Genomic DNA, 19452 nt, shown 5'->3' with positions numbered 1-19452 from the left:
TGAGGTCCGGTCCGTCAGGTCCGGTTGCTCAGGGCGGGGTCGCGGTCGCGGTCGTCGTCGTGCTTGCGGTCGTCGTGGTCGTGGTCGAGCTTGGCGCCGAGCAGCGCCCAGGCGCCGGCCGAGGCGTCCACGGCCTGCCGCCGGGCCCGGTACAGCCGCAGGCCGATGACGACCAGGACGGCGACCGCCAGCGGCGGGTAGATCGAGCCGGGCAGCTGCCAGTACCAGGCGACGCCGCGGCCCCAGCGGTGCGGCACGGCCCACATCACGTGGGAGAGGAACACCGCCAGCGTCACGCCGAGCAGCACCCGCCGGCCGGCGCTGCGGGCCTCCGCGGCCAGCAGGGCGATCAGCGGGAGGCACCACACCCAGTGGTGGGTCCAGCTGATCGGCGAGACCAGCAGCGCGGTGAGGGCGGCGCAGACGCCGCCCCAGGCGTCGGCCCGGCGCAGCACCCGGGCGGATCGCCCGGCGAGCACGGCCACCCCGAGCCCGAGCGTGGCGACCAGCGCGGAGGCGATCAGCCCGACCGTGCCGGGGTCGTTGACGTCGAGCAGCCGGCAGACGGCCCCGCGCAGCGACTGGTTGTCGACCAGCACGGTGACGCCGACCCGGCTCGGGTCCCACAGGTACTTGGCCCAGAACCCGTACGAGGCGTCCGGCAGCACGGCGCAGCCGACCAGGCCGGCCGCCAGGAAGGTGGCGATGGAGACCAGGGCGGCCCTGGTCCGGCCGGTCAGGAACAGGTAGACGGTGAACAGCCCCGGGGTGATCTTGATCGCGGTGGCGAGGCCGATGCCCACGCCCTTGGACCGGCTGCGGTCCGGGCGGGTGAGGTCCCACAGCACCAGGCAGAGGATGCCCAGGTTGACCTGGCCGTACTGGAAGGTGGTGTAGACCGGCTCCAGCCAGACCGCGAGGCCGGCGGCGAGGACGGTGGCCGCCGTCCGGTAGCGCCGGGCGGGCCAGCCGACCAGCTTGAGCGACAGGTGCACGGCCAGGCCGAGCAGCGCGTAGTTGCCGAGCGTCACCAGGATCCGCAGCGGGCTCACGTCGAACCAGGTGCTCGGCACGAACAGCATCGCGGCGAACGGCGGGTAGGTGGCCGGGAGGTCCCAGCCGGGCAGCCGCATCGCGTACAGGTCGTCGCCGTTGACCACGGCCTGGCCCTCGGCCCGGTAGACGAGCATGTCGACCATGTTCGCCCCGTGCAGGTGCCGCTGGAGGACGAAGGCCGCCACCGACACCACGGCCACGCAGGCCGCCGCGATGGTCCAGGAATTCGGTCTTCCGCTCGCCGGGCCGCCCTCGGGCCCCTCCGGGTCCGCCTGTCGCGTCCACCGTGTCAGACCGAACTCGCGCACCGCGATGGCACCCCGTTGAGATAGACCAGATCGTTCCCTCGTCACCGTCTGGGCCCACCCACCATAACCGACCCCTCTGAGAGTCCCCTGGGCCCGGAAGCACAACGAATTCCGCCCGGCGAGGGCGTTGTGAGCTCGGTCACGGAGCGGACGGCCCGGGGCTTCCGGAGCGTCAAAACGCGAAATCCCGCCGGGAGTTGAACTCCCGGCGGGATTTGCTGGGCCGGTCGGAACCGGTCCGTTGGGTGGAGCTGAGGGGATTCGAACCCCTGACCCCCTCGATGCGAACGAGGTGCGCTACCGGACTGCGCCACAGCCCCAACGAGAAGAAACTCTAGCACCTTTCGGAGGGGGTCCGTGACCACCCCCCTGGTCGGGGGCGGTCACGGCGGTCATTCGTTGGCCGCGCGGGGGCGGGACTGCGGAGCCGGGGCTTCGGCGTACTGGTCGAACAGCGGGGTGGTGCGGGACTCGGCGGGCCGGCCGGCGGTCCAGGTGCCGGGGGCCGAGAGGTCCAGCCCGCGGGAGACCCGGGGGGCGACCGGCGCGGTGACGTAGGTCGGCAGCGGGACGGGCACCGGCTCCCAGGAGTCGGGGCCGGCCGCACCGCGCTCGCGCATGCCGTCGACCCACTCCTCGTGCTCGGTCGCCTCGGCCACCGCGGAGGCGGAGGGCACCGCGACGGTGGCCTGCTCCGGATCGGCGGCCAGCCGCAGGTGCGGACGGCGGCCGGAGCGGTGCCCGGCGGGCGCGGGCGGGGCGTCGTCGTCCGGGGCGGGCGCCTCGACCGTCGGCCGGTCGTCCGCCGGGGCCTCGGCGCGCTGGCGCTCGCGCTGGCGCAGCCGCTCGGCCGCCTGGGCGGCCCGGTCGCGGTCCAGCTTCACCTCGTACCGCTGGCGCTCCAACTTGCGCAGGTGGCCGATGTAGAGGGTGAGCAGGACCGCCGGCACGGCCGGGACCCAGAGGAAGGCCAGGCCCGCCACCGCGGCGACCACCGCGCCGAGCGCGAAGGCCAGGAAGAGGGCGGTGACCATCCGGCGCCGACGGGCCAGCAGCAGCGCCCGGCGCTCGGACCCGACCTGCCGTACCGGGGCCGGTCGTTCGGCCGGCCGCTCCACCGGTGGTTCGGGCTCCCGCACGGCGGGGTCGCCGGAGTCGGCCGCGTCCCGCTCGGGGGGGCCGTCGCTGCTGTGCTCGTCGTCACGCGATTCGTCACCCAGGGCCCGGGCTGCCCGTCGCTCCAGCGCCGAACGCCCGGCCAGCAGGCGGATGGCGGTGCTGAAGCGTTCCGTCGGGCGCGCCTCGTTGAGTTCGTCCTGCCTGCGGAGCCACATGGGCACCAGATAGGCGGCCCAGGCCCCTACGATGACGGCGTAGATAAGGCCGCTACTGCTCACGATTCACACCGTACGGGCGACGGGGAAGGCCCGGCAGCAATTTGGCGCGGCGTGTCGTGTGATCAAGCTGATTCTCCGACTATTTTGCCGGTGTTTGTGACGGTCCGCCACCGGGCCGATGCCATATCGATATTTCTTTCGAACAAATATTCAATTACGTGGCTCGCGGCCGGAACTGAGCGCCCGCCAGCGTTCCAGCATCCCCTCCGGGACCTCCTCGGCGGTCAGGGCGTAGACCAGGTGGTCCCGCCAGTCCCCGTCGATGTGGAGATAGCGCGGGCGCATTCCCTCCGCACGGAAGCCGAGCTTTTCCACCACCCGTCGGCTCGGGCCGTTCTCCGGGCGGATGCAGACCTCGATCCGGTGCAGTCCGAGGGTGTGGAAGCAGTGGTCCACCGACAGCGCCACGGCCGTCGGCATGATGCCCCGGCCGGCCACCGCCTCGTCGATCCAGTAGCCGACGTTGGCCGAGCACATCGAGCCCCAGGTGATCCCGCCGACGGTCAACTGGCCGACCAGCTGGCCCTTGTGGAGCACCACGAAGGGCAGCATCCGGCCCGCCGAGGCCTCGCCGCGCAGGAAGCGGACCATCTGCCGGTAGGTCGGGCGGGGCCCGGCGGCCTGGCCGGCCGGGCCGGGCGGCACGGTGGCCTCCCAGCGCCGCAGCCAGTCCCGGTTGCGGCGGCTCACCTCCTGCCACTCGCGCTGGTCGCGGGCCCGGATCGGGCGCAGCACGACCTCCCCCTCGTGGAGTTCTACCGGCCAGCCGGCGTTCAGTGCCCTCTCCTCGATGCTTCGGTCCCGGAAGCCGGTGCGTCGGGCCGGGGGTGGTCCCCGCCGCCGAGCTGGTCGACGGCGTGCGCGAGCAGCGGCTCCAGGACGGCCAGACCGTCCTTGACGCCGCCGGTCGAGCCCGGCAGGTTGACGATCAGGGTACGTCCGGCGAGCCCGGACAGCCCGCGGGAGAGCGCCGCGGTCGGCACCTTGTCGCGGCCGTACGCGCGGACGGCCTCGGCGATGCCGGGGACCTGCCGGTCGATCACCCGGGCGGTCATCTCGGGGGTGAGGTCCATCGGCGAGATGCCGGTGCCGCCGGTGGTCAGCACCACGTCGTAGCCGGCGGCGACGGCCTCGCGCAGGACGGCCTCGACCGGCTCGCCGTCCGGGACGACCCGCGGGCCGTCGACGGTGAAGCCCATCGCGGTCAGGCCCGCCACCAGCAGCGGGCCGCCCTTGTCCTCGTACACCCCGGCCGAGGCCCGGTTGGAGACCGTCACCGCGAGCGCCTTCATGCGCCCACCTCGCTTCGCTCGGCAGGGGCATTCGCCCATCCGCACCTCTTGACGGCTCGCTCGCTCCGCTCGCTCACGCCGGGACCTCCGGTGCGAACCAGTCGCCGCTCTTGCCGCCGGTCTTGCTGAGCACCCGGACGGACTCGATGCTCGCGCCCTTGTCGACCGCCTTGACCATGTCGATCACGGTCAGCGCGGCGACCGTCACCGAGGTCAGCGCCTCCATCTCGACACCGGTGCGGTCGGCGGTCCGCACGGTGGCGGTGATCTCGACCGCGTCGTCGCCGACGGTGAGGTCGACCTCGACGCCGGAGACCGCGATCGGGTGGCAGAGCGGGATCAGGTCCGGGGTCCGCTTGGCGCCCATGATCCCGGCGATCCGGGCCACCGCGAGGGCGTCGCCCTTCGGCACGCCCTCGCCGCGCAGCAGCGCCACCACCCGCGGCGAGACCCTGACCCGCCCGGCCGCGACGGCGGTGCGCGCGGTGGTGGCCTTCTCGGAGACGTCGACCATCCGGGCGGCGCCCCGGTCGTCGACGTGGGTGAGGCGGTCGCCGGGATTCGGTGTCGTCACGGGTAACTCCAGGGGCGCGCAGGTCGAATACCGCGCTACCGTACCGCTCCGCTCCCGCCCGCTCGCCTTCGGGCGCTGCTGACCCGCCGCCCGCGGAACGCTCAGGAGTCCAGCAGCACCACGTCGACCTCGCTGCCGGCGGGCAGCTCGGTGACCTCCTCGGGAACGGTGATCAGGCAGTTCGCCCGGGCCAGCGCCCCGACCAGGTGCGAGTCGGCGGCGCCCACCGGCCGCACGGTGCCGTCCGCCGCGTACCGGCCGCGCAGGAACTGCCGGCGCCCGGCCGGGGAGCGCAGCGCGGACGGGCAGAGCGCGCGCACCACCGGGCGGTGGACGTCGCTCGCGCCCAGCATGGTGCGGATCACCGGGCGGACGAAGAGCTCGAAGGAGATGTAGGCGCTCACCGGGTTGCCCGGCAGGGCGAGCAGCGGCACCCCGGCCGCGCCGCCGATCCGGCCGAAGCCCTGGGGCTTGCCGGGCTGCATCCGCAGCTTGCGGAAGTCGACTCCCCCGTAGGACTCGAAGACCTCCTTGACCACGTCGTACGCGCCGACGCTGACCCCGCCGCTGGTGACGATCAGGTCGGCCCGGCCGAGCTGCTCCTCCAGCACGGCGCGCAGCCGGTCCGCGTCGTCGGGGACGGCACCGACCCGGTAGGCGATGGCGCCGGCCTCCTGGGCGGCCGCGGTGAGGGTGAAGCTGTTGGAGTCGGAGATCTGCCCGGGCCCGACCGGCTCGCCGGGCTGGACCAGCTCGCTGCCGGTGGAGAGCACCACGACCCGGGGCCGCGGGCGGACCTTCACGGTGGCCCGGCCGATCGCGGCGAGCAGGCCGAGCTGGGTGGGGCCGAGCCGGGTACCGGCCTCCAGGACGGTGGTGCCGGCGGCGACGTCGCTGCCGCGGCGGCGGATGTGGGCGCCCTCCGCGACCGGGCGCAGCACCCGGACCTCCTCGTCCGGCACCGGCGCGGTCATCGCGGCGGCGGCCGTCCCGGTGCCGGTGCCGCCGTCGGTCCACTCGACCGGGGCGACCGCCTGGGCGCCGGGCGGCACCGGGGCGCCGGTCATGATCCGGGCGGCCCGGCCGGGGCCGACCTTGGGCAGGTCGCCCGCGCCGGCCGCGATGTCGCCGACCACGGCGAGCACCGAGGGGTAGGCCTCGGTGGCGCCCCGGGTGTCGGCGGTGCGGACGGCGTAGCCGTCCATCGAGCTGTTGTCGAAGGGCGGCAGGTCGCCCTCGGCGACCACGTCCTCCTCCAGCCGGCAGCCCTGGGCGTCGAGCAGCTGGAGCTCGATCGCGGGCAGCGGGCCGACCGCGGCCAGGACGTCGGCGCGGTGCTCGTCCACCGTCCAGAAGCGAGGAGCCGCCGGTGCCCGGTCCGCGGACCCGTCGCAGCAGGCTGCGGGGGTGGTGGTGTGCTCCGTGGACCGGGTCATCGGCGGCTCGCTCTCTGTGTCGTGAGATCAGTCCTGCAGCTCGGAACCGACGAACTCCCGCAGCCAGGAGCGGAACTCCGGGCCCAGGTCCTCGCGTTCGGCGGCCAGTCGGACGATAGCGCGCAGGTAGTCGGCGCGGTCGCCGGTGTCGTAGCGGCGGCCCTTGAAGAGCACGCCGTGCACCTGGCCGCCGGCCTCGGCGTCGCGGGTGGTCAGCTCGCGCAGGGCGTCGGTGAGCTGGATCTCGCCGCCGCGGCCGGGCGGGGTCTCGCGCAGCACGTCGAAGACCAGCGGGTCGAGGACGTAGCGGCCGATGACGGCGTAGTTGGAGGGCGCCTCGCCCGGCTCGGGCTTCTCGACCAGGTCGGTCACCTGGAAGACGTCCTCGCCGAAGCCGTTCGCCTTGACGGCCGCGCAGCCGTAGAGGTGGATCTGGGAGGGGTCGACCTCCATGAGGGCGACGACCGAGCCGCCGAGCTCCTGCTGCACCTCGATCATGCGGGCGAGCAGCGGGTCGCGCGGGTCGATCAGGTCGTCGCCGAGGAGGACGGCGAAGGGCTGGCCGGCGACGTGCTGCTCCGCGACGGAGACGGCGTGGCCGAGGCCCTTCGGGTCGCCCTGGCGGACGTAGTGCATGTTGGCCAGCTCGACGGACTCGCGGACCCGGCGCAGGCGGTCCTCGTCGCCCTTGCGGACGAGCAGCTCCTCCAGCTCGTAGGCGCGGTCGAAGTGGTCCTCCAGCGCGCGCTTGTTGCGGCCGGTGACCATCAGTATGTCGGAGAGGCCGGCGGCGGAGGCCTCCTCGACGACGTACTGGATGGCCGGCTTGTCGACGACGGGCAGCATCTCCTTCGGGGTGGCCTTGGTCGCCGGGAGGAAGCGGGTGCCCAGTCCGGCCGCGGGTACCACGGCCTTGGTTACCGGAATACGGGAGGTGGTCGTCGTCATGCGTTTACCTTACTCAGGCACGTTTTCGCCCGGCCGAGCGCGGTCGGGCGGCTAGGACAGCACGTCCCGGGGCACGGCCACGGTGGCGGGCGTATGGGAAGCGACCGGCTGGGCCAGGGGGTCCCCTCCGGTACAGGCCGACAGACTACCCGGCTTTTCCGAACGGTCACGTTCGGGAGTCGGCGCCCGCTCCGGCCCGGATGCGGGCTGCTCACGGGGCCCGGCGGGGCGGCCGGGGCCCGGTGCCAGCCGCCAGCAGTCGCCGCCGGCGCGGCGGGCGGCGGCCAGGGCCCCGTCGGCGGAGCGCAGCAGGACGGCCGCGTGGGCGCCGTCCTCGGGGAGCACGGCGATGCCGACGGCGGCGGTCAGGCCGTTGCCCCCGGCCGGACGGGGCGCCCGGGTGCCGGAGGACCAGTCGAGCAGCAGGTGCCGGCGCACCGACCAGACCAGCCGCTCGGCGACCTGCGCGGCGCCCTCGGCGCCGGTGTCCGGGAGCACCACCAGGAACTCCTCGCCGCTGTAGCGGCCCAGGGTGTCGGCGCGGCGGATCTCCATGGCGAGCCGCTGGGCGAGGTCGCGCAGTATCGCGTTGCCGCGGGCCCGGCCGTGCTCGGCGAGCACCGCGTCGAAGCCGGCGATCTCCAGCAGCAGGACGGCCAGCGGGCGCGGGCCCTCGGCCTGGCCGGTGTGCTCGGCGCGGCGGGCCCGTTCGATCTCCCGGTCCAGGGTGAGCTGCAGGTGGCGGTAGTTCCAGACGCCGGTGAGCGGGTCGCAGGAGGCGGTCCGCTCCAGCTCGGCGCAGCGCTCCTCCAGTTCGGCGATCCGGCCGGTCAGCCGTTCCCGGTCGGCGGCCGCCCCGGCCCGCTCCCGGCGCGCGCGCAGTCCGAGCACGGTGGCGCCGGCCAGCGCGGGGGCGCTCAGCGCGGCCAGGGCCTGGACCAGCAACGGGGTGGACAATCGGGGCGCCCTTTCGCGTGTCAGGCTCTGCGCGTCACGGTTTTCGGACGTGGAGGATCCGGTGCACAACGAGAAGAGCGACCTGAGGACACGGCTGTTGACGCGGCGCCGCGCACTCACCGCCGAGGGGCGCGCGCGGGCCGCGCTCGCGCTGGCCGGACACGCGCGGGAGCTGGCCGCGCCGGGCAGCACGGTGGCCGCGTACGTGTCGGTGGGCGCGGAGCCCGGGACGCGGCCGCTGCTGGACGCGCTGCGGGAGAGCGGCGTCCGGGTGCTGCTGCCGGTGCTGCTGCCCGACAACGACCTGGACTGGGCCGAGTACGCGGGGCCGGCGGCGCTGGCCGCGGCCGGGCGCGGGCTGCTGGAGCCGGTCGGGCCGCGGCTCGGGCCGGAGGCCGTCACGGGGGCCTCGGTGGTGCTGCTGCCGGGCCTGGCGGTGGACGCCGCCGGGCTGCGGCTGGGCCGCGGCGGGGGCAGCTACGACCGGGTGCTGGCCCGGCTGGAGCGGGCCGGGGCGCGGCCGGTCCTGGCGGTGCTGCTGTACGAGCACGAGCTGCTGGAGCGGGTGCCGGCCGAGCCGCACGACCTGCCGGTGGACCTGGCGGTCACGCCCTCGGGGGTGCGGGCGCTCGGCCGGGACGGCGGCGGCTGAGACCGCGGCGGCTGAAACGGCGGCGGTCGGGACGACGGCGGTCGGGACGACGGCGGTCGGGACGGCCGCGGCTGAAACGGCGGCGGCCCCGCTCTCCCCAGGAGGAGGGCGGGGCCGCTCGGGCTCGGGACGGGCCTCAGCCCGTGGTGAGCACCAGCTTGTGCTTGGTGGCCTTCTCGACCGCGTCCGGCGTGTAGGCCCAGGTCAGCAGCTTGCCCTTGAGCCAGAGGTCGGTCTGGTCGTTGTAGTTCTGGTGGAAGGCGTGGCCCGAGGCGCCGCCGACGTTGACCCAGCGCGAGGAGTCCAGGTCGTTCAGGTCGACCACCATCCGCATCGACGGGATCCAGTCCACCTGGTAGCCCGCCGCCGCGTTCCAGCCGGCCGCGTCGACCGCCGCCGAGCCGCCGGAGAGGCGGTACGGGCCGCGGTTGAGCAGCTTGTGGACGAGGCCGGAGGCGATCGAGGAGTTGTCGGTGCCGAGGGTCTGCTCGCGCAGCTCCAGCTTGTGCAGGCGGCCCCAGCTCCAGGTGGAGATGTCCTTGCCGAGCAGCGAGGTCAGGTCCTGCCGGGCGTTCTTCATCGCCTCCTTGAGCAGGTTGTCCAGGCCCTTCTGCTCCTTGTGGTCGGAGTCGATGTACGTCCACCAGGAGCTGTCGGGCTTGTCGAGCTGGGCGCGCACGACCTCGGTCCAGCGGTCGCCGCCGTCCGGCTGGGCCTTGCTCGGGTCGCGGGTGCCGCACTGGGTGACGATCTTGCTGGAGCTGTCCGGCTTGGTCGGGTCGTCCTGCTGGCGCACCAGCAGGCAGTTGTCCTTGGCCCGGATGTCGGCCGGGAACTTCTGCCCGAAGGCCAGGCTGAGCAGGTTGCGCCAGACGCCGTTGTAGTAGGCGGCGGCGGCCGAGTCGGCGTCCTGGTGGAAGTTCCAGTCCTTGAGCAGGTCCTGGGCCTCGCGCACGTAGGGGTCGTCGATCCGCTGCTTGAGCAGCAGCGGGACCAGCGTCTTGGCCATGATGCTGGTGTTGTCCAGCTGGAGGGTCTGCATGTCGTCCGGCGAGATCTTGCCGTTGTTCTTGAGCAGGCCCTCGATCTGGTCGGTGATCTCCTTGGCCCGGGTGCCGTACTCCCAGTCCTTGGTGAGGCTGTACTTGTAGCTCGGGTCCACCACGGCCTGGTTGGCGGTGACGATGTAGCCGGCCGCCGGGTTGAGGCTGTACGGCAGGGCGGTGAAGGGGACCGGGTCCGGCTTCCACTGGTACGAGGAGTCCCAGCCCGGGGCCGGCATCGAGCCGTCGCCCTTGCCGCGCACCGGGATGACGCCCGGGGCCTGGTAGCCGATGTTCTTGCTGTCGGCGTAGATCAGGTTCTGCGCGGGGACGGCGAAGTCCTTGGCGGCGGCGCGGAACTCGTCCCAGTTGCGGGCCCGGTCCAGTTCGAAGACCGCGTCCATGGTCCTGCCCGGGCTGAGCGCCGTCCACTGCAGGGCGACGCCGTAGCCGCCGGTGCCGCGGTCGGGAGCGGAGCTGCCGTTGGGGGCGTACTTGCCGACGTTCTGCTGCTCGGTGCTGACGTCCGAGATGAGCGGGGCGCCGGTGCGGGTGGTGCGGACGGTGATGGTGCGGTCCTCGCCGCCGGCGACCTTGATGGTCTCCTTGCGGAGGTCGAATTTCTCGTCCTTGCCGTCCACCTGGTAGGTGTCCGGGCCGGTGACCTTCTCCAGGTAGAGGTCGGTCACGTCGGCGCCCAGGTTGGTGAAGCCCCAGGCTACGTCCTTGTTGTGGCCGATCACCACGCCGGGCATGCCGGCGAAGGTGAACCCGGTGACGTCGAACTGGCAGGCCGGCGAGGCGGTCCGGCAGTGCAGGCCCATCTGGTACCAGACCGAGGGCAGGCCGGGGCCGAGGTGCGGGTCGTTGGCCAGCAGCGGCTTGCCGGTGGTGGTGTGCGAGCCGGCGACCACCCAGGAGTTGGAACCGATGCCCTGGCCGGGGCGGCCGAGCAGCTGCGGCATCCCGTCGATCCGGTCGGTGAGGCCCTGCAGCAGCGCCTTGGTGGTGGCCGCGCCCTGGGCGGTGCCCGCGCCGGGGGCGGCGCCGGCGGGGGTCGAGCCGTCGGCCGGACGGTAGGTGTCGCCGTTGACGGTGCCGGTCTTCACGATCGTGCCGTTGCGGGCGTACGGGTAGTCCGGGTACAGCTCGGCGATCTTGTCCGGGCCGAAGTCCTGGGCCAGCAGCGAGCGGTCGATCTCCTCCTGGAGGTTCCCGGAGAGGTTCCAGGCCATCGCCTTGAGCCAGGCCACCGAGTCGACCGGGGTCCACTGCTCGGGCTTGTAGCCGCTGTTGACCGCGCCGAGCATGGCGTACTCCAGCGAGGCCTTCTCCCCGCCGGGGTGCTCGGCGAGCCAGGCGTTCACGCCGTCCGCGTAGGCCTGGAGGTACTTCTTGGTCTCCGGCGAGAGCTTGGTGTCGTACTCCTTCTGCGCCACCTGCCGCCAGCCCATGGTGCGGATGAAGGAGTCGGTGTCGACCTGGCCGTCGCCGAACATCTCGGACAGCCGGCCCGCGGTGATGTGCCGCCGGACGTCCATCTCCCAGAAGCGGTCCTGGGCCTGGACGTAGCCCTGGGCGCGGAACAGGTCCTCGCCGGTGTCCGCGTACAGCTGCGGGATGCCGTTGGCGTCGCGCTTGACGTCGACCGGCGCGCTCAGGCCCGCCACCTTGACCGTGCCGTCCACCTCCGGGAAGGAGGCGCGGACCGCGGTGACCCCGCGGTAGCCGCCGTAGCCGACACCGGCCACCAGCAGCACGACCAGCACGATCACGATCAGACGGGCGCGCCGGAACTTCTTCGAGCGGGGCATCTGGGTCCTTGCGGTCCTGACTTCGGGGCGGGCGGGCGTGTCCAGGGCCTGGGGCCGTGACAGGGCACCACATTAGGCCGAGTCGGACGGCCGGCGTGCACGGGGGACGCTCCCGGCGGGATCGGAGGCGGTCAACGGGCGGCCCGGAAGGGGCTGGTGGGCGCCCCGAGGGCACGCACGGCGGGCGCGACGAGGAAGGAAGTAGGCAATGAAACTAAAGATATGGCAAAATGTTAGACTGAGTAACGATCCGCAACAGGAGCATTGACGACTTCTTAACGGGTCGACGGTCCGGCACCGCCCGGCCCGGCACCACCTGACACCCCGCCCGCCCATGCCTGCCCGAGGTGCCACTGCGTGAACGTCGCCCACCTGAACCAGCTCCTGCTCGAAGCCTCCGTGATCCTGCTCTTCGCAGTGGTCGCCGTCCGGTTCTCGACCCGATCAGGGCTGCCCAGTCTGCTGATCTACCTCGGGATCGGCGTGGCACTGGGCCAGAACGGGATCGGCGTCACCTTCAACAACGCCGAACTGACCCAGGTGCTCGGCTACGCGGCACTCGTGGTGATCCTCGCCGAGGGCGGCCTCAAGACCAGTTGGCGCGAGGTCAGACCGGCCATGCCGGCGGCCACCGTGCTGGCCACCGTCGGCGTCGGCGTCAGCGTCTTCGTCACCGCGGCCGGCGCGCACTGGCTGGTCGGCCTGGACTGGCGCACCTCACTGCTGCTCGGCGCGATCGTCTCCTCCACCGACGCCGCCGCCGTCTTCTCGGTGCTGCGGATGGTCCCGCTGCCGCACCGGCTCACCGGCCTGCTGGAGGCCGAGTCCGGCTTCAACGACGCACCCGTGGTCATCCTGGTCGTCGCCTTCGCCTCGACCGGCGAGCTGGACTCCTGGTACGTGCTGCTCGCCACGATCGCCGCCGAACTGGCGATCGGCGCCGCGGTGGGCCTGGCCGTCGGCAAGCTCGGCGCGTTCGCCGTCAAGCACGTCGCCCTGCCGTCCTCCGGCCTGTACCCGATCGCCGTGGTCGCCCTGACCGTGCTCGCCTACGCCGGCGGCGCGCTGCTGCACGGCTCCGGCTTCCTCGCCGTCTACATCAGCGCGGTGATCCTCGGGAACTCCAAGCTGCCGCACGGCCCGGCCGTCCGCGGCTTCGCCGACGGTCTCGCCTGGATCGGGCAGATCGGGATGTTCGTGCTGCTCGGCCTGCTCGCCTCGCCCGAGACCATGGGCGACGCGGTGGTCCCCGCGCTGGTGGTCGGCGGGGTGCTGGTCTTCCTCGCCCGGCCGCTGTCCGTGGTCCTCACGCTCACCCCGTTCAAGGTGCCCGTCCGCGAACAGGCACTGCTGAGCTGGGCCGGACTGCGCGGGGCGGTGCCCATCGTCCTCGCCACCATCCCGGTGGTCTCCGGAGCCCACAAGGCCGACGACGTGTTCAACATCGTCTTCATCCTGGTCGTGGTCTTCACCCTGCTCCAGGGCCCGACCCTGCCCTGGATGGCCAAGCGGCTGCGGATCGGCGAGGGCGCCATGGGCCAGGACCTCGACATCGAGTCCGCGCCACTGGAGAAGCTGCACGGGCACCTGCTCTCGGTCACGCTGTCGCCGACCTCCCGGATGTCCGGCGTGGAGATCAGCGAGCTGCGGCTGCCCAAGGGGGCAGCGGTCACCCTGGTCGTGCGGGACGGCAGCTCCTTCGTGCCGGACAAGGCGACGATGCTGCGCGGCGGGGACGAGCTGCTGGTGGTCACCACGGACGAGGTCGGCGAGGCGGCCGAGCGGCGGCTGCGGGCCGTGGACAAGGGCGGCAAGCTGGCGGGGTGGCTGAACGGGCGCTGAGGCGCCGCCGGGGCGGCTGGGGGGTGGCCGGGGAGCCGGACGCCTCGGGTTGCTTGGGTGGCTTGGGTGACTCAGGCGGCCTGAGGGGCCTGGGTGGCTCGGATGTTCTGGGTGGCCTGGCGGGATCTACGCGCGTAACTGTATGGTGGTACGACCACGCCGTATGACTACCGTTAGAACACCCCCAGCATCTGCCTGACGCAGAGTTGGCGCGACCGCTCGGCGGCCGCGGTCCGGCCCCGGCCCACCAGGCCCGGCCGGCCCGGTATCTACCCCGGTCGACGCGCGAGAGGACGACTCTCGGCGCCGTCGGGGCCACCCCATGCCCTGCCGCGCTACCAGGCAGCAGGAAGGACCGACCGTGACGGCCCGCCGAACGGTCGAGACCACCGCGGACAGCGCTCCGGACACCGCGGACAGCACCCCGAACAGCGCGACCACCGACGCCGCGACACCGGCCAAGGTCGGGTACGGCGCGCTGCTGCGCACGCCCGGAGCCTGGACCTTCCTGGCCCCCGCCTTCATCGCGCGCATGCCCTACGCGATGCTCAGCATGGGCATCCTGCTCCTGGTCAAGGACACCCACGGCTCCTACGGCACCGCGGGCACCGTCACGGCCATCGCCGCCGTCGCCCAGGCCCTGATCGGCCCGCAGACCGGACGGCTCGCCGACCGGTACGGGCAGGCCGCCGTCCTCGTCCCGACCGTCGTGGTGCACGCGGCCTCGGTCGGCCTGCTGATCGCGCTGGCGCTCGGCCACGCGCCCGCCTGGAGCCTGTTCCTGGCCGCCGTCCCGGCCGGCGCGAGCGTTCCGCAGATCGGCGCGATGGTCCGGGCCCGCTGGATCGCCACCATCGGCGCCGAGGGCGCGTCCGCCTCCGCGTCGGCCAAGGTGAGCACCGCCTTCGCCTTCGAGTCCGTGACGGACGAGTTCACGTTCGTGATCGGCCCGATCCTGGCCGCCAACATCGCCACCTCGGTGAACCCGGCCACCGCCCTGGTCGTCGAGGCCGCGCTGACCTTCGTCGGCGGCCTGGTCTTCGCCGCCCAGCGCCGCACCGCACCCGCCCGGATCACCCCGGAGCCCGGCGTCCGGCGCGCCTCCGCACTGTCCTCCCCCGGCGTCCGGCTGCTGGCCGGGGTGATCCTCGGGGTCGGGGCCGTGTTCGGCGGCATGCAGGTCTCGGTGAACGCCTTCGCCGACTCGGTCGGCCAGCACGACGCGGCCGGCACCGTGTACGGGATCTTCGCCGGCGGCTCGATGGTCGCGGGCGTGCTCTACGGCGTCATCGCCTGGCGGCGGGCCGTCCAGCAGCGGATGGTGGTCAGCTACGCGCTGCTGGTGGCGGGCTGCTCCACGCTGTGGGCGATGCCGAACCTGGTCACGCTCTCGATCGCCGCGCTGGTCTGCGGCCTGGCCATCGCGCCGACCCTGATCAGCGGCTACACCCTCGTCGAGACCCTGGTCGAGGACGGGGCCAAGACCGAGGCCTTCACCTGGCTGACCGGCGCCATCGGCCTGGGCCTGGCGGTCGGCTCGATGGTGGCCGGGCGGCTGATCGACGCCCACGGGCCGTCCGCCGGGTTCCTGGTGCCGCTGGTCGGCGCCGGGCTGGGTGTCATCGCGCTGGTGTCGCTGCGGCACCTGCTGGTGGCCCCGGGCGGGTCGGGCCGCGTGGTGGCCTCCTCGGCCGACCTCGGCGGCGCGGCACAGCTGGTCGGTGCCGCGAAGGGCTGAACGCGCGGTCGTCGGTGACTCGGTACCGGCTCATCTCACACCGGATTCGCTGGACTGATCCAACGGAATACCGCATCATTGACCATCGTTAGCACTCATCAGGCGAGAGTGCCAGGAGGAAGACAAGTGCCCACGTACCAGTACCAGTGCACCGAGTGCGGCAACGGCCTGGAGGCGGTGCAGAAGTTCACCGACGAGGCGCTGACCACGTGCCCCGACTGCCAGGGACGGCTCCGCAAGGTCTTCTCGGCCGTGGGCGTCGTATTCAAGGGCTCGGGCTTCTATCGGACCGACAGCCGTTCGTCCTCCAGCAGCTCGGTGGGCTCAGGATCGTCCTCCGGCTCGTCGACCGGCTCCTCGACGTCGTCGGGCTCCGGCTCGGCCGGCTCGTCGTCCGGTTCTTCGAGCATGTCGAGCTCGTCCAGCTCGTCCAGCAGCCCGGCCCCGGCCGCCGGCTGACCTCGGTCTCACGGGAAGGCCCGTCGGCCCCGCTCCACGCGGGGACGGCGGGCCTTTTCGCGCGTTGCGGCGGGTCTTTCGCGCGCTGGGCGGGCCCCTCCGCGCGCCGCCGTCAACTTCCGGAATCGAAATAACTCGTGCGGGTGTACGAAGTTGTCCACAGGGGCGGGTTTGTCCACAGGCTGTGGGAATCGGCTTCCGGAGCACAGCGAGAACGCGCAAGGTGTGGGACACCGAGCAAGACCCGACCGAGTCCGGAGGTGTCCCGATGACGACCACGACCTTGCCCCTCCCGCTGCCCGCCCCCTCCGTACCGCCCCGGCGGGAGGTGCCGAGCTTCCCGCCGATCCGGCGCGGCTGCGGCGGGTGGCACCGCTGGCGCCGGGCCGTCCGACGGCGGGGCGGGGTGCCCGCACTGGTGCTGCTCGCGGCGGCCGCGGCACTCGCCTCCGGGCCCGCGCGGGCCGGGCTGCCACCGCCCCCGGGCGGCGCCGTGGGCCGTACGGGTTGTCAATCCGGGCCTCCGGAAGATCACCCGTAACCAGGCGACGACTTCGTCGTTCGAGGCGGCATGAAAGGCTTCAAGGAATTCCTGCTGCGTGGAAATGTCGTCGAACTCGCCGTCGCCGTGGTCATCGGCGCGGCCTTCACCAACATCGTCAACGCCTTCGTCAAGGGCGTGATCAATCCGATCGTCGGCGTGTTCGGGACGAAGGACCTGGCGTCCTACAGTTCCTGCCTCAAGGGGCCCTGCGAGGTGAGCGCCACCGGTGAGGTCACGTCCGGGATCCTCATCCTGTGGGGGTCGGTACTCAGCGCCGTCCTGCAGTTCCTGATCACCGCCGCCGTCGTCTACTTCGTGCTGATCGTGCCGATGAACCGGATGGCGGCCAAGCGCAAGAGCGTCGCCGAGGTGGCGGCCGAGGCCGAGGCCAAGGAGGTCCAACTGCTGACCGAGATCCGCGACGCGCTGGTCGTGGCGCGCTAGGAAGTCCCTCAGTCACCGTGGTGCGGCGGGCGCTGGCTCAGGTACCAGTCCAGCCCCCGCCCACCGCCGGCACCCGCCCCGGGGCGATCGCCCCAGCCGGCGTCGGTGTCGTCCCGGGACTGCTGGTCCAGCGGGTCACGGAAGACCAGGCGGGCCTTGGCGGGGGTGGAGGTGGTGGAGGCGGGAGGGGTGGTGGTGGGAGGGGAGGAGGCGGAGGGTGGGAGGGAGGGGGAGGGAGGGGCGGGGGTGGCCCCCCGCGCCCGGTCCCGGCCCTGTTCGCGCCCCGGTTCCTGCGCCTGCCCTTGTTCCTGCTCGCTCATCTCATCCACTCCCCTGCTCGCGGTCCGACCTGTCCTTTCAGCGTAGAAGCCTCGCAAGGCTTCCGACGACATGCGCCGGCCCGGGTGCGGAGCACTCCGCACCCGGGCCCGGGTGGTCGACCTCGGCCGCCGGCCGTCAGGCGGCCTCGAATCCCGCGTGGTCGGCGATCTTCTTGAGCTCGGCCAGGGCGTGCTTCTCGATCTGCCGGATCCGCTCGCGGGTGAGGCCGTGCTGCTTGCCCACCTCGGTGAGGGTGCGCTCGCGGCCGTCCTCCATGCCGTAGCGGGAGCGGATGATCGAGGCGGTGCGGTCGTCCAGCCGCCCGATCAGGCCGTCCAGCTCCTCGCGGCGGAGCATCACCATCACGGCGTCCTCGGGGGACGTCGCCCCGGTGTCCTCCACCAGGTCGCCGAACTGGGTCTCGCCCTCGTCGTCGACCGACATGTTGAGGCTGACCGGGTCCCGCGCCCAGTCCAGCACGTCCTTGATCCGGGCCTCGGTGGTGTCCAGCTCGGCCGCGATCTCGGCCGGCTCCGCCTCACGGCCCAGTTCCTTGGACTTCTCCCGCTGCACCCGGCGGATCCGGCCGAGTTCCTCGACCAGGTGCACGGGCAGCCGGATGGTGCGGGACTGGTCGGCGATCGAGCGGGTGATCGCCTGCCGGATCCACCACGTCGCGTAGGTGGAGAACTTGAAGCCCTTGGCGTAGTCGAACTTCTCGACGGCGCGCACCAGACCGGCGTTGCCCTCCTGGATGAGGTCCAGCAGGGGCAGGCCGCTGCGCGGGTAGCGCCGGGCGACGGCCACCACCAGGCGCAGGTTCGAGCGGATGAAGACGTCCTTGGCGCGCTCGGCGTCGGCGGCTATCGTCTCCAGCTCCTCGCGCGTGATGCCGTCGGGGAGCCGGCCGTCGGGGAGTTCGCTCTCCTCCAGCAGGTGCTGGGCGTACACACCGGCCTCGATCCGCAGCGAGAGCTCGACCTCCTCGGCGGCATCGAGCAGGGGCGTCCTGGCGATCTCGTCGAGGTACATACCGACCAGGTCGCGGTCGGCCTCAAGGTTGGTCGGGCGGGCCGCGCGAGTCCGGTCGGCCCTGTCGCGAACGACGGCACGGGTGGCCATGCTTGCTCCCTTTGCTGGTGTTGCCGAGGTCTGCCTGCCTGCCCCCCTGGAGGGCAAGAAGTGCGGGCCCCCAGGGGCTCACACGTAACGATCCAACGAACAGATTCCGGACAACATTCCCAAGTCGTTCAGATTCTTCCTCGTGATGCAGTATCCTGCCGGTTTTCACCACGGTTCTGGACACTCGGTGACCGCCCGGGCACCTCGGGTGCCCGTTCGCGACCGCTCGTGGAGCGCCTCTTCACCGACCGCACACGCAACCGTCGCCCATGGGTTGAACAGGCGAACGCTTGTGGACGTTCCCGCGCGCCCCCGGCTTCCGCCCGCGCCCGCCCCCCGGCGCACGCAGGTCCTCCGCACAAAAGATGCCGAATCGCTATCACTCCAGCTCCCGATCGGCACAGCGCACTGGGAAGGTGTCAGGCATGCACCTGACCAACAGCACGAGACCCGTCACCGTGCGTCATCGCCGCCTCCTTCGGGACGCGTCGGTCGCGCTGGGCTGCGCCGCGCTGTTCGGCCTCCTGGCGACGCTGGTGACGGGCCGCTGGCACCCCCTGCACGAGTTCGACCAGGACTGGATCGGCGGACTGCACTCCTACGCACGCGATCACCGGATCTGGACCGCCGCGGTGCAGACCCTCTCCGACATCGGCGGCCCGGTCACGATGCGTATCCTGCTGGGCTGTGCGGCCGCCTGGCTCCTGCTGATCGGTGCCCGGGTGCTGGCCGGCTGGGTGGCCGCCCAGGCGCTGGTGGGCTGGGCGGCCCAGTGGGCGCTCAAGCTGGCCGTCGGCCGGCAGCGGCCCGCCTTCTCCGACCCGGTGTCGCACGCGGGCGGCCCGGCCTTCCCCTCCGGGCACGCCATGGCCTCGGCGATCACCTGTGCCGTCCTGGTCGGCCTGGTCTGGTACCGGGTCGGCCGACGCGGCCGGACCGCCGCCTGCGCGGTGGCCGCGGTGACGGTGCTGACCATCGGCTGGACCAGGACCGCCCTCGGGGTGCACTGGCCCAGCGACGTACTGGCCGGCTGGCTGGCCGCCGGCGCCGTGCTGGGCGTCGTGACGGCCGTGATCGAACTCTGGCGGCCGGGCGCCCTGGCCCGGGACGTCCGACGGGTCAACTGGCGCACCAGGCCCAGGGTCCAGCGGGTCATCGTGCCGTCCGTCCGCATGCCGCGGGCCGACGAGCCGCTGGAGGACGGCGAGTTGGACGGTCCGGTCCGCTGATCCGCCCTCCCCGGGCAGCGCGGCAGTGGCACGCCCAGGGGGCGGGAACGCCGCAGGCCCTCCGCCCGGGTGGGCGGAGGGCCTGCGAACTGCGGTTCTGAATGTGCCCCAGGCAGGATTCGAACCTGCGACACCGGCTTTAGGAGAGCCGTGCTCTATCCCCTGAGCTACTGAGGCGTGGCCGGTCGGTGACCAGGCCGTTCACAGCGTACCGGATCAGGGGTCGGCCGGGGGTGGCGGTCCGGGAGGCGGGGGTGCCGGGGTCTGACGGGGGGA

17 protein-coding genes and 2 tRNA genes are annotated in these 19452 nt (G+C 72.8%); 6 read left to right on the top strand and 13 right to left on the bottom strand.

The annotated features are described in order from the left end of the window. Positions 1-14: 14 nt before the first annotated feature. The 9 genes from ACFV8H_RS08405 to ACFV8H_RS08365 form a co-directional block, all read right to left on the bottom strand. Entirely contained in the window at positions 15-1256 is a 1242-nt protein-coding gene (locus tag ACFV8H_RS08405) for a glycosyltransferase 87 family protein (protein ID WP_380397555.1), read from the bottom strand. A 354-nt stretch (positions 1257-1610) separates the two neighbouring features. After that, positions 1611-1684 (bottom strand) — tRNA-Ala (locus ACFV8H_RS08400). Between the two features lie 72 nt (positions 1685-1756). Next, positions 1757-2761 (bottom strand): hypothetical protein, encoded by a 1005-nt coding sequence (locus ACFV8H_RS08395; protein WP_380397553.1) that lies wholly within the window; start codon positions 2759-2761, stop codon positions 1757-1759. 150 nt (positions 2762-2911) lie between these two features. Beyond that, positions 2912-3496, bottom strand: a complete 585-nt coding sequence (locus tag ACFV8H_RS08390; RefSeq protein WP_375892754.1) for a GNAT family N-acetyltransferase — start codon at positions 3494-3496, stop codon at positions 2912-2914. Positions 3497-3534: 38 nt separating this feature from the next. Further along, positions 3535-4053, bottom strand: a complete 519-nt coding sequence (locus tag ACFV8H_RS08385) for a molybdenum cofactor biosynthesis protein B (protein ID WP_375892755.1) — start codon at positions 4051-4053, stop codon at positions 3535-3537. Positions 4054-4126: 73 nt separating this feature from the next. Further along, complete coding sequence (gene moaC, locus ACFV8H_RS08380) at positions 4127-4567, bottom strand: cyclic pyranopterin monophosphate synthase MoaC (RefSeq protein WP_380397647.1); 441 nt, start codon at positions 4565-4567, stop codon at positions 4127-4129. 161 nt (positions 4568-4728) lie between these two features. Then, the gene (glp, locus tag ACFV8H_RS08375; protein WP_380397551.1) at positions 4729-6063 is read right to left on the bottom strand and encodes a gephyrin-like molybdotransferase Glp; all 1335 of its coding nucleotides are present in this window, start codon (positions 6061-6063) and stop codon (positions 4729-4731) included. Positions 6064-6090: 27 nt separating this feature from the next. Further along, on the bottom strand, positions 6091-7011 hold the full coding sequence (gene galU / locus ACFV8H_RS08370) for a UTP--glucose-1-phosphate uridylyltransferase GalU (protein ID WP_270144670.1): 921 nt from the start codon (positions 7009-7011) through the stop codon (positions 6091-6093). Positions 7012-7062: 51 nt separating this feature from the next. Further along, positions 7063-7968 carry a GGDEF domain-containing protein gene (locus ACFV8H_RS08365; protein WP_375892758.1) on the bottom strand — a complete coding sequence of 302 codons (906 nt, stop codon included), beginning with the start codon at positions 7966-7968 and terminating at the stop codon, positions 7063-7065. Positions 7969-8029: 61 nt separating this feature from the next. Here ACFV8H_RS08365 and ACFV8H_RS08360 point away from each other — a divergent pair, with 61 nt between their 5' ends. Beyond that, positions 8030-8620, top strand: coding sequence for a 5-formyltetrahydrofolate cyclo-ligase (locus ACFV8H_RS08360; RefSeq protein WP_380397549.1), 591 nt, complete (start codon positions 8030-8032; stop codon positions 8618-8620). A gap of 136 nt (positions 8621-8756) precedes the next feature. Here the strand turns inward: ACFV8H_RS08360 and ACFV8H_RS08355 are convergent, their stop codons facing one another. Continuing rightward, positions 8757-11477, bottom strand: a complete 2721-nt coding sequence (locus ACFV8H_RS08355; RefSeq protein WP_380397547.1) for a penicillin acylase family protein — start codon at positions 11475-11477, stop codon at positions 8757-8759. 357 nt (positions 11478-11834) lie between these two features. On the opposite strand from ACFV8H_RS08355, the gene ACFV8H_RS08350 reads away from it, so the two are divergent. The 4 genes from ACFV8H_RS08350 to mscL all read left to right on the top strand — a co-directional run bounded on the left by ACFV8H_RS08350 (position 11835) and on the right by mscL (position 16504). Continuing rightward, the gene (locus tag ACFV8H_RS08350) at positions 11835-13319 is read left to right on the top strand and encodes a potassium/proton antiporter (RefSeq protein ID WP_380397545.1); all 1485 of its coding nucleotides are present in this window, start codon (positions 11835-11837) and stop codon (positions 13317-13319) included. A gap of 361 nt (positions 13320-13680) precedes the next feature. Then, positions 13681-15057 carry an MFS transporter gene (locus ACFV8H_RS08345; RefSeq protein ID WP_380397543.1) on the top strand — a complete coding sequence of 459 codons (1377 nt, stop codon included), beginning with the start codon at positions 13681-13683 and terminating at the stop codon, positions 15055-15057. Positions 15058-15183: 126 nt separating this feature from the next. After that, a complete protein-coding gene (locus tag ACFV8H_RS08340; protein ID WP_380397541.1) occupies positions 15184-15516 on the top strand; it encodes an FmdB family zinc ribbon protein in 333 nt (110 codons plus the stop codon). Positions 15517-16087: 571 nt separating this feature from the next. Beyond that, positions 16088-16504, top strand: a complete 417-nt coding sequence (gene mscL, locus ACFV8H_RS08335) for a large conductance mechanosensitive channel protein MscL (protein ID WP_380397539.1) — start codon at positions 16088-16090, stop codon at positions 16502-16504. Positions 16505-16512: 8 nt separating this feature from the next. Here the strand turns inward: mscL and ACFV8H_RS08330 are convergent, their stop codons facing one another. Then, entirely contained in the window at positions 16513-16824 is a 312-nt protein-coding gene (locus tag ACFV8H_RS08330; protein WP_380397537.1) for a hypothetical protein, read from the bottom strand. Between the two features lie 136 nt (positions 16825-16960). Further along, positions 16961-17947: a sigma-70 family RNA polymerase sigma factor gene (locus ACFV8H_RS08325; RefSeq protein WP_375892770.1), complete on the bottom strand. Its 987-nt coding sequence runs from the start codon at positions 17945-17947 to the stop codon at positions 16961-16963. Positions 17948-18372: 425 nt separating this feature from the next. Here ACFV8H_RS08325 and ACFV8H_RS08320 point away from each other — a divergent pair, with 425 nt between their 5' ends. Further along, positions 18373-19176, top strand: coding sequence for a phosphatase PAP2 family protein (locus ACFV8H_RS08320; RefSeq protein ID WP_380397535.1), 804 nt, complete (start codon positions 18373-18375; stop codon positions 19174-19176). A 104-nt stretch (positions 19177-19280) separates the two neighbouring features. Here the strand turns inward: ACFV8H_RS08320 and ACFV8H_RS08315 are convergent. Then, positions 19281-19353: transfer RNA gene (locus ACFV8H_RS08315), tRNA-Arg, on the bottom strand. Positions 19354-19452: the final 99 nt, after the last annotated feature.

Origin of the sequence: Kitasatospora sp. NPDC059827, assembly GCF_042731675.1 — a bacterium.
GTDB lineage: Bacteria > Actinomycetota > Actinomycetes > Streptomycetales > Streptomycetaceae > Kitasatospora.
The sequence above is the reverse complement of the archived record's forward strand: the minus strand, read 5'-3'. Positions and strand labels throughout refer to the sequence as shown.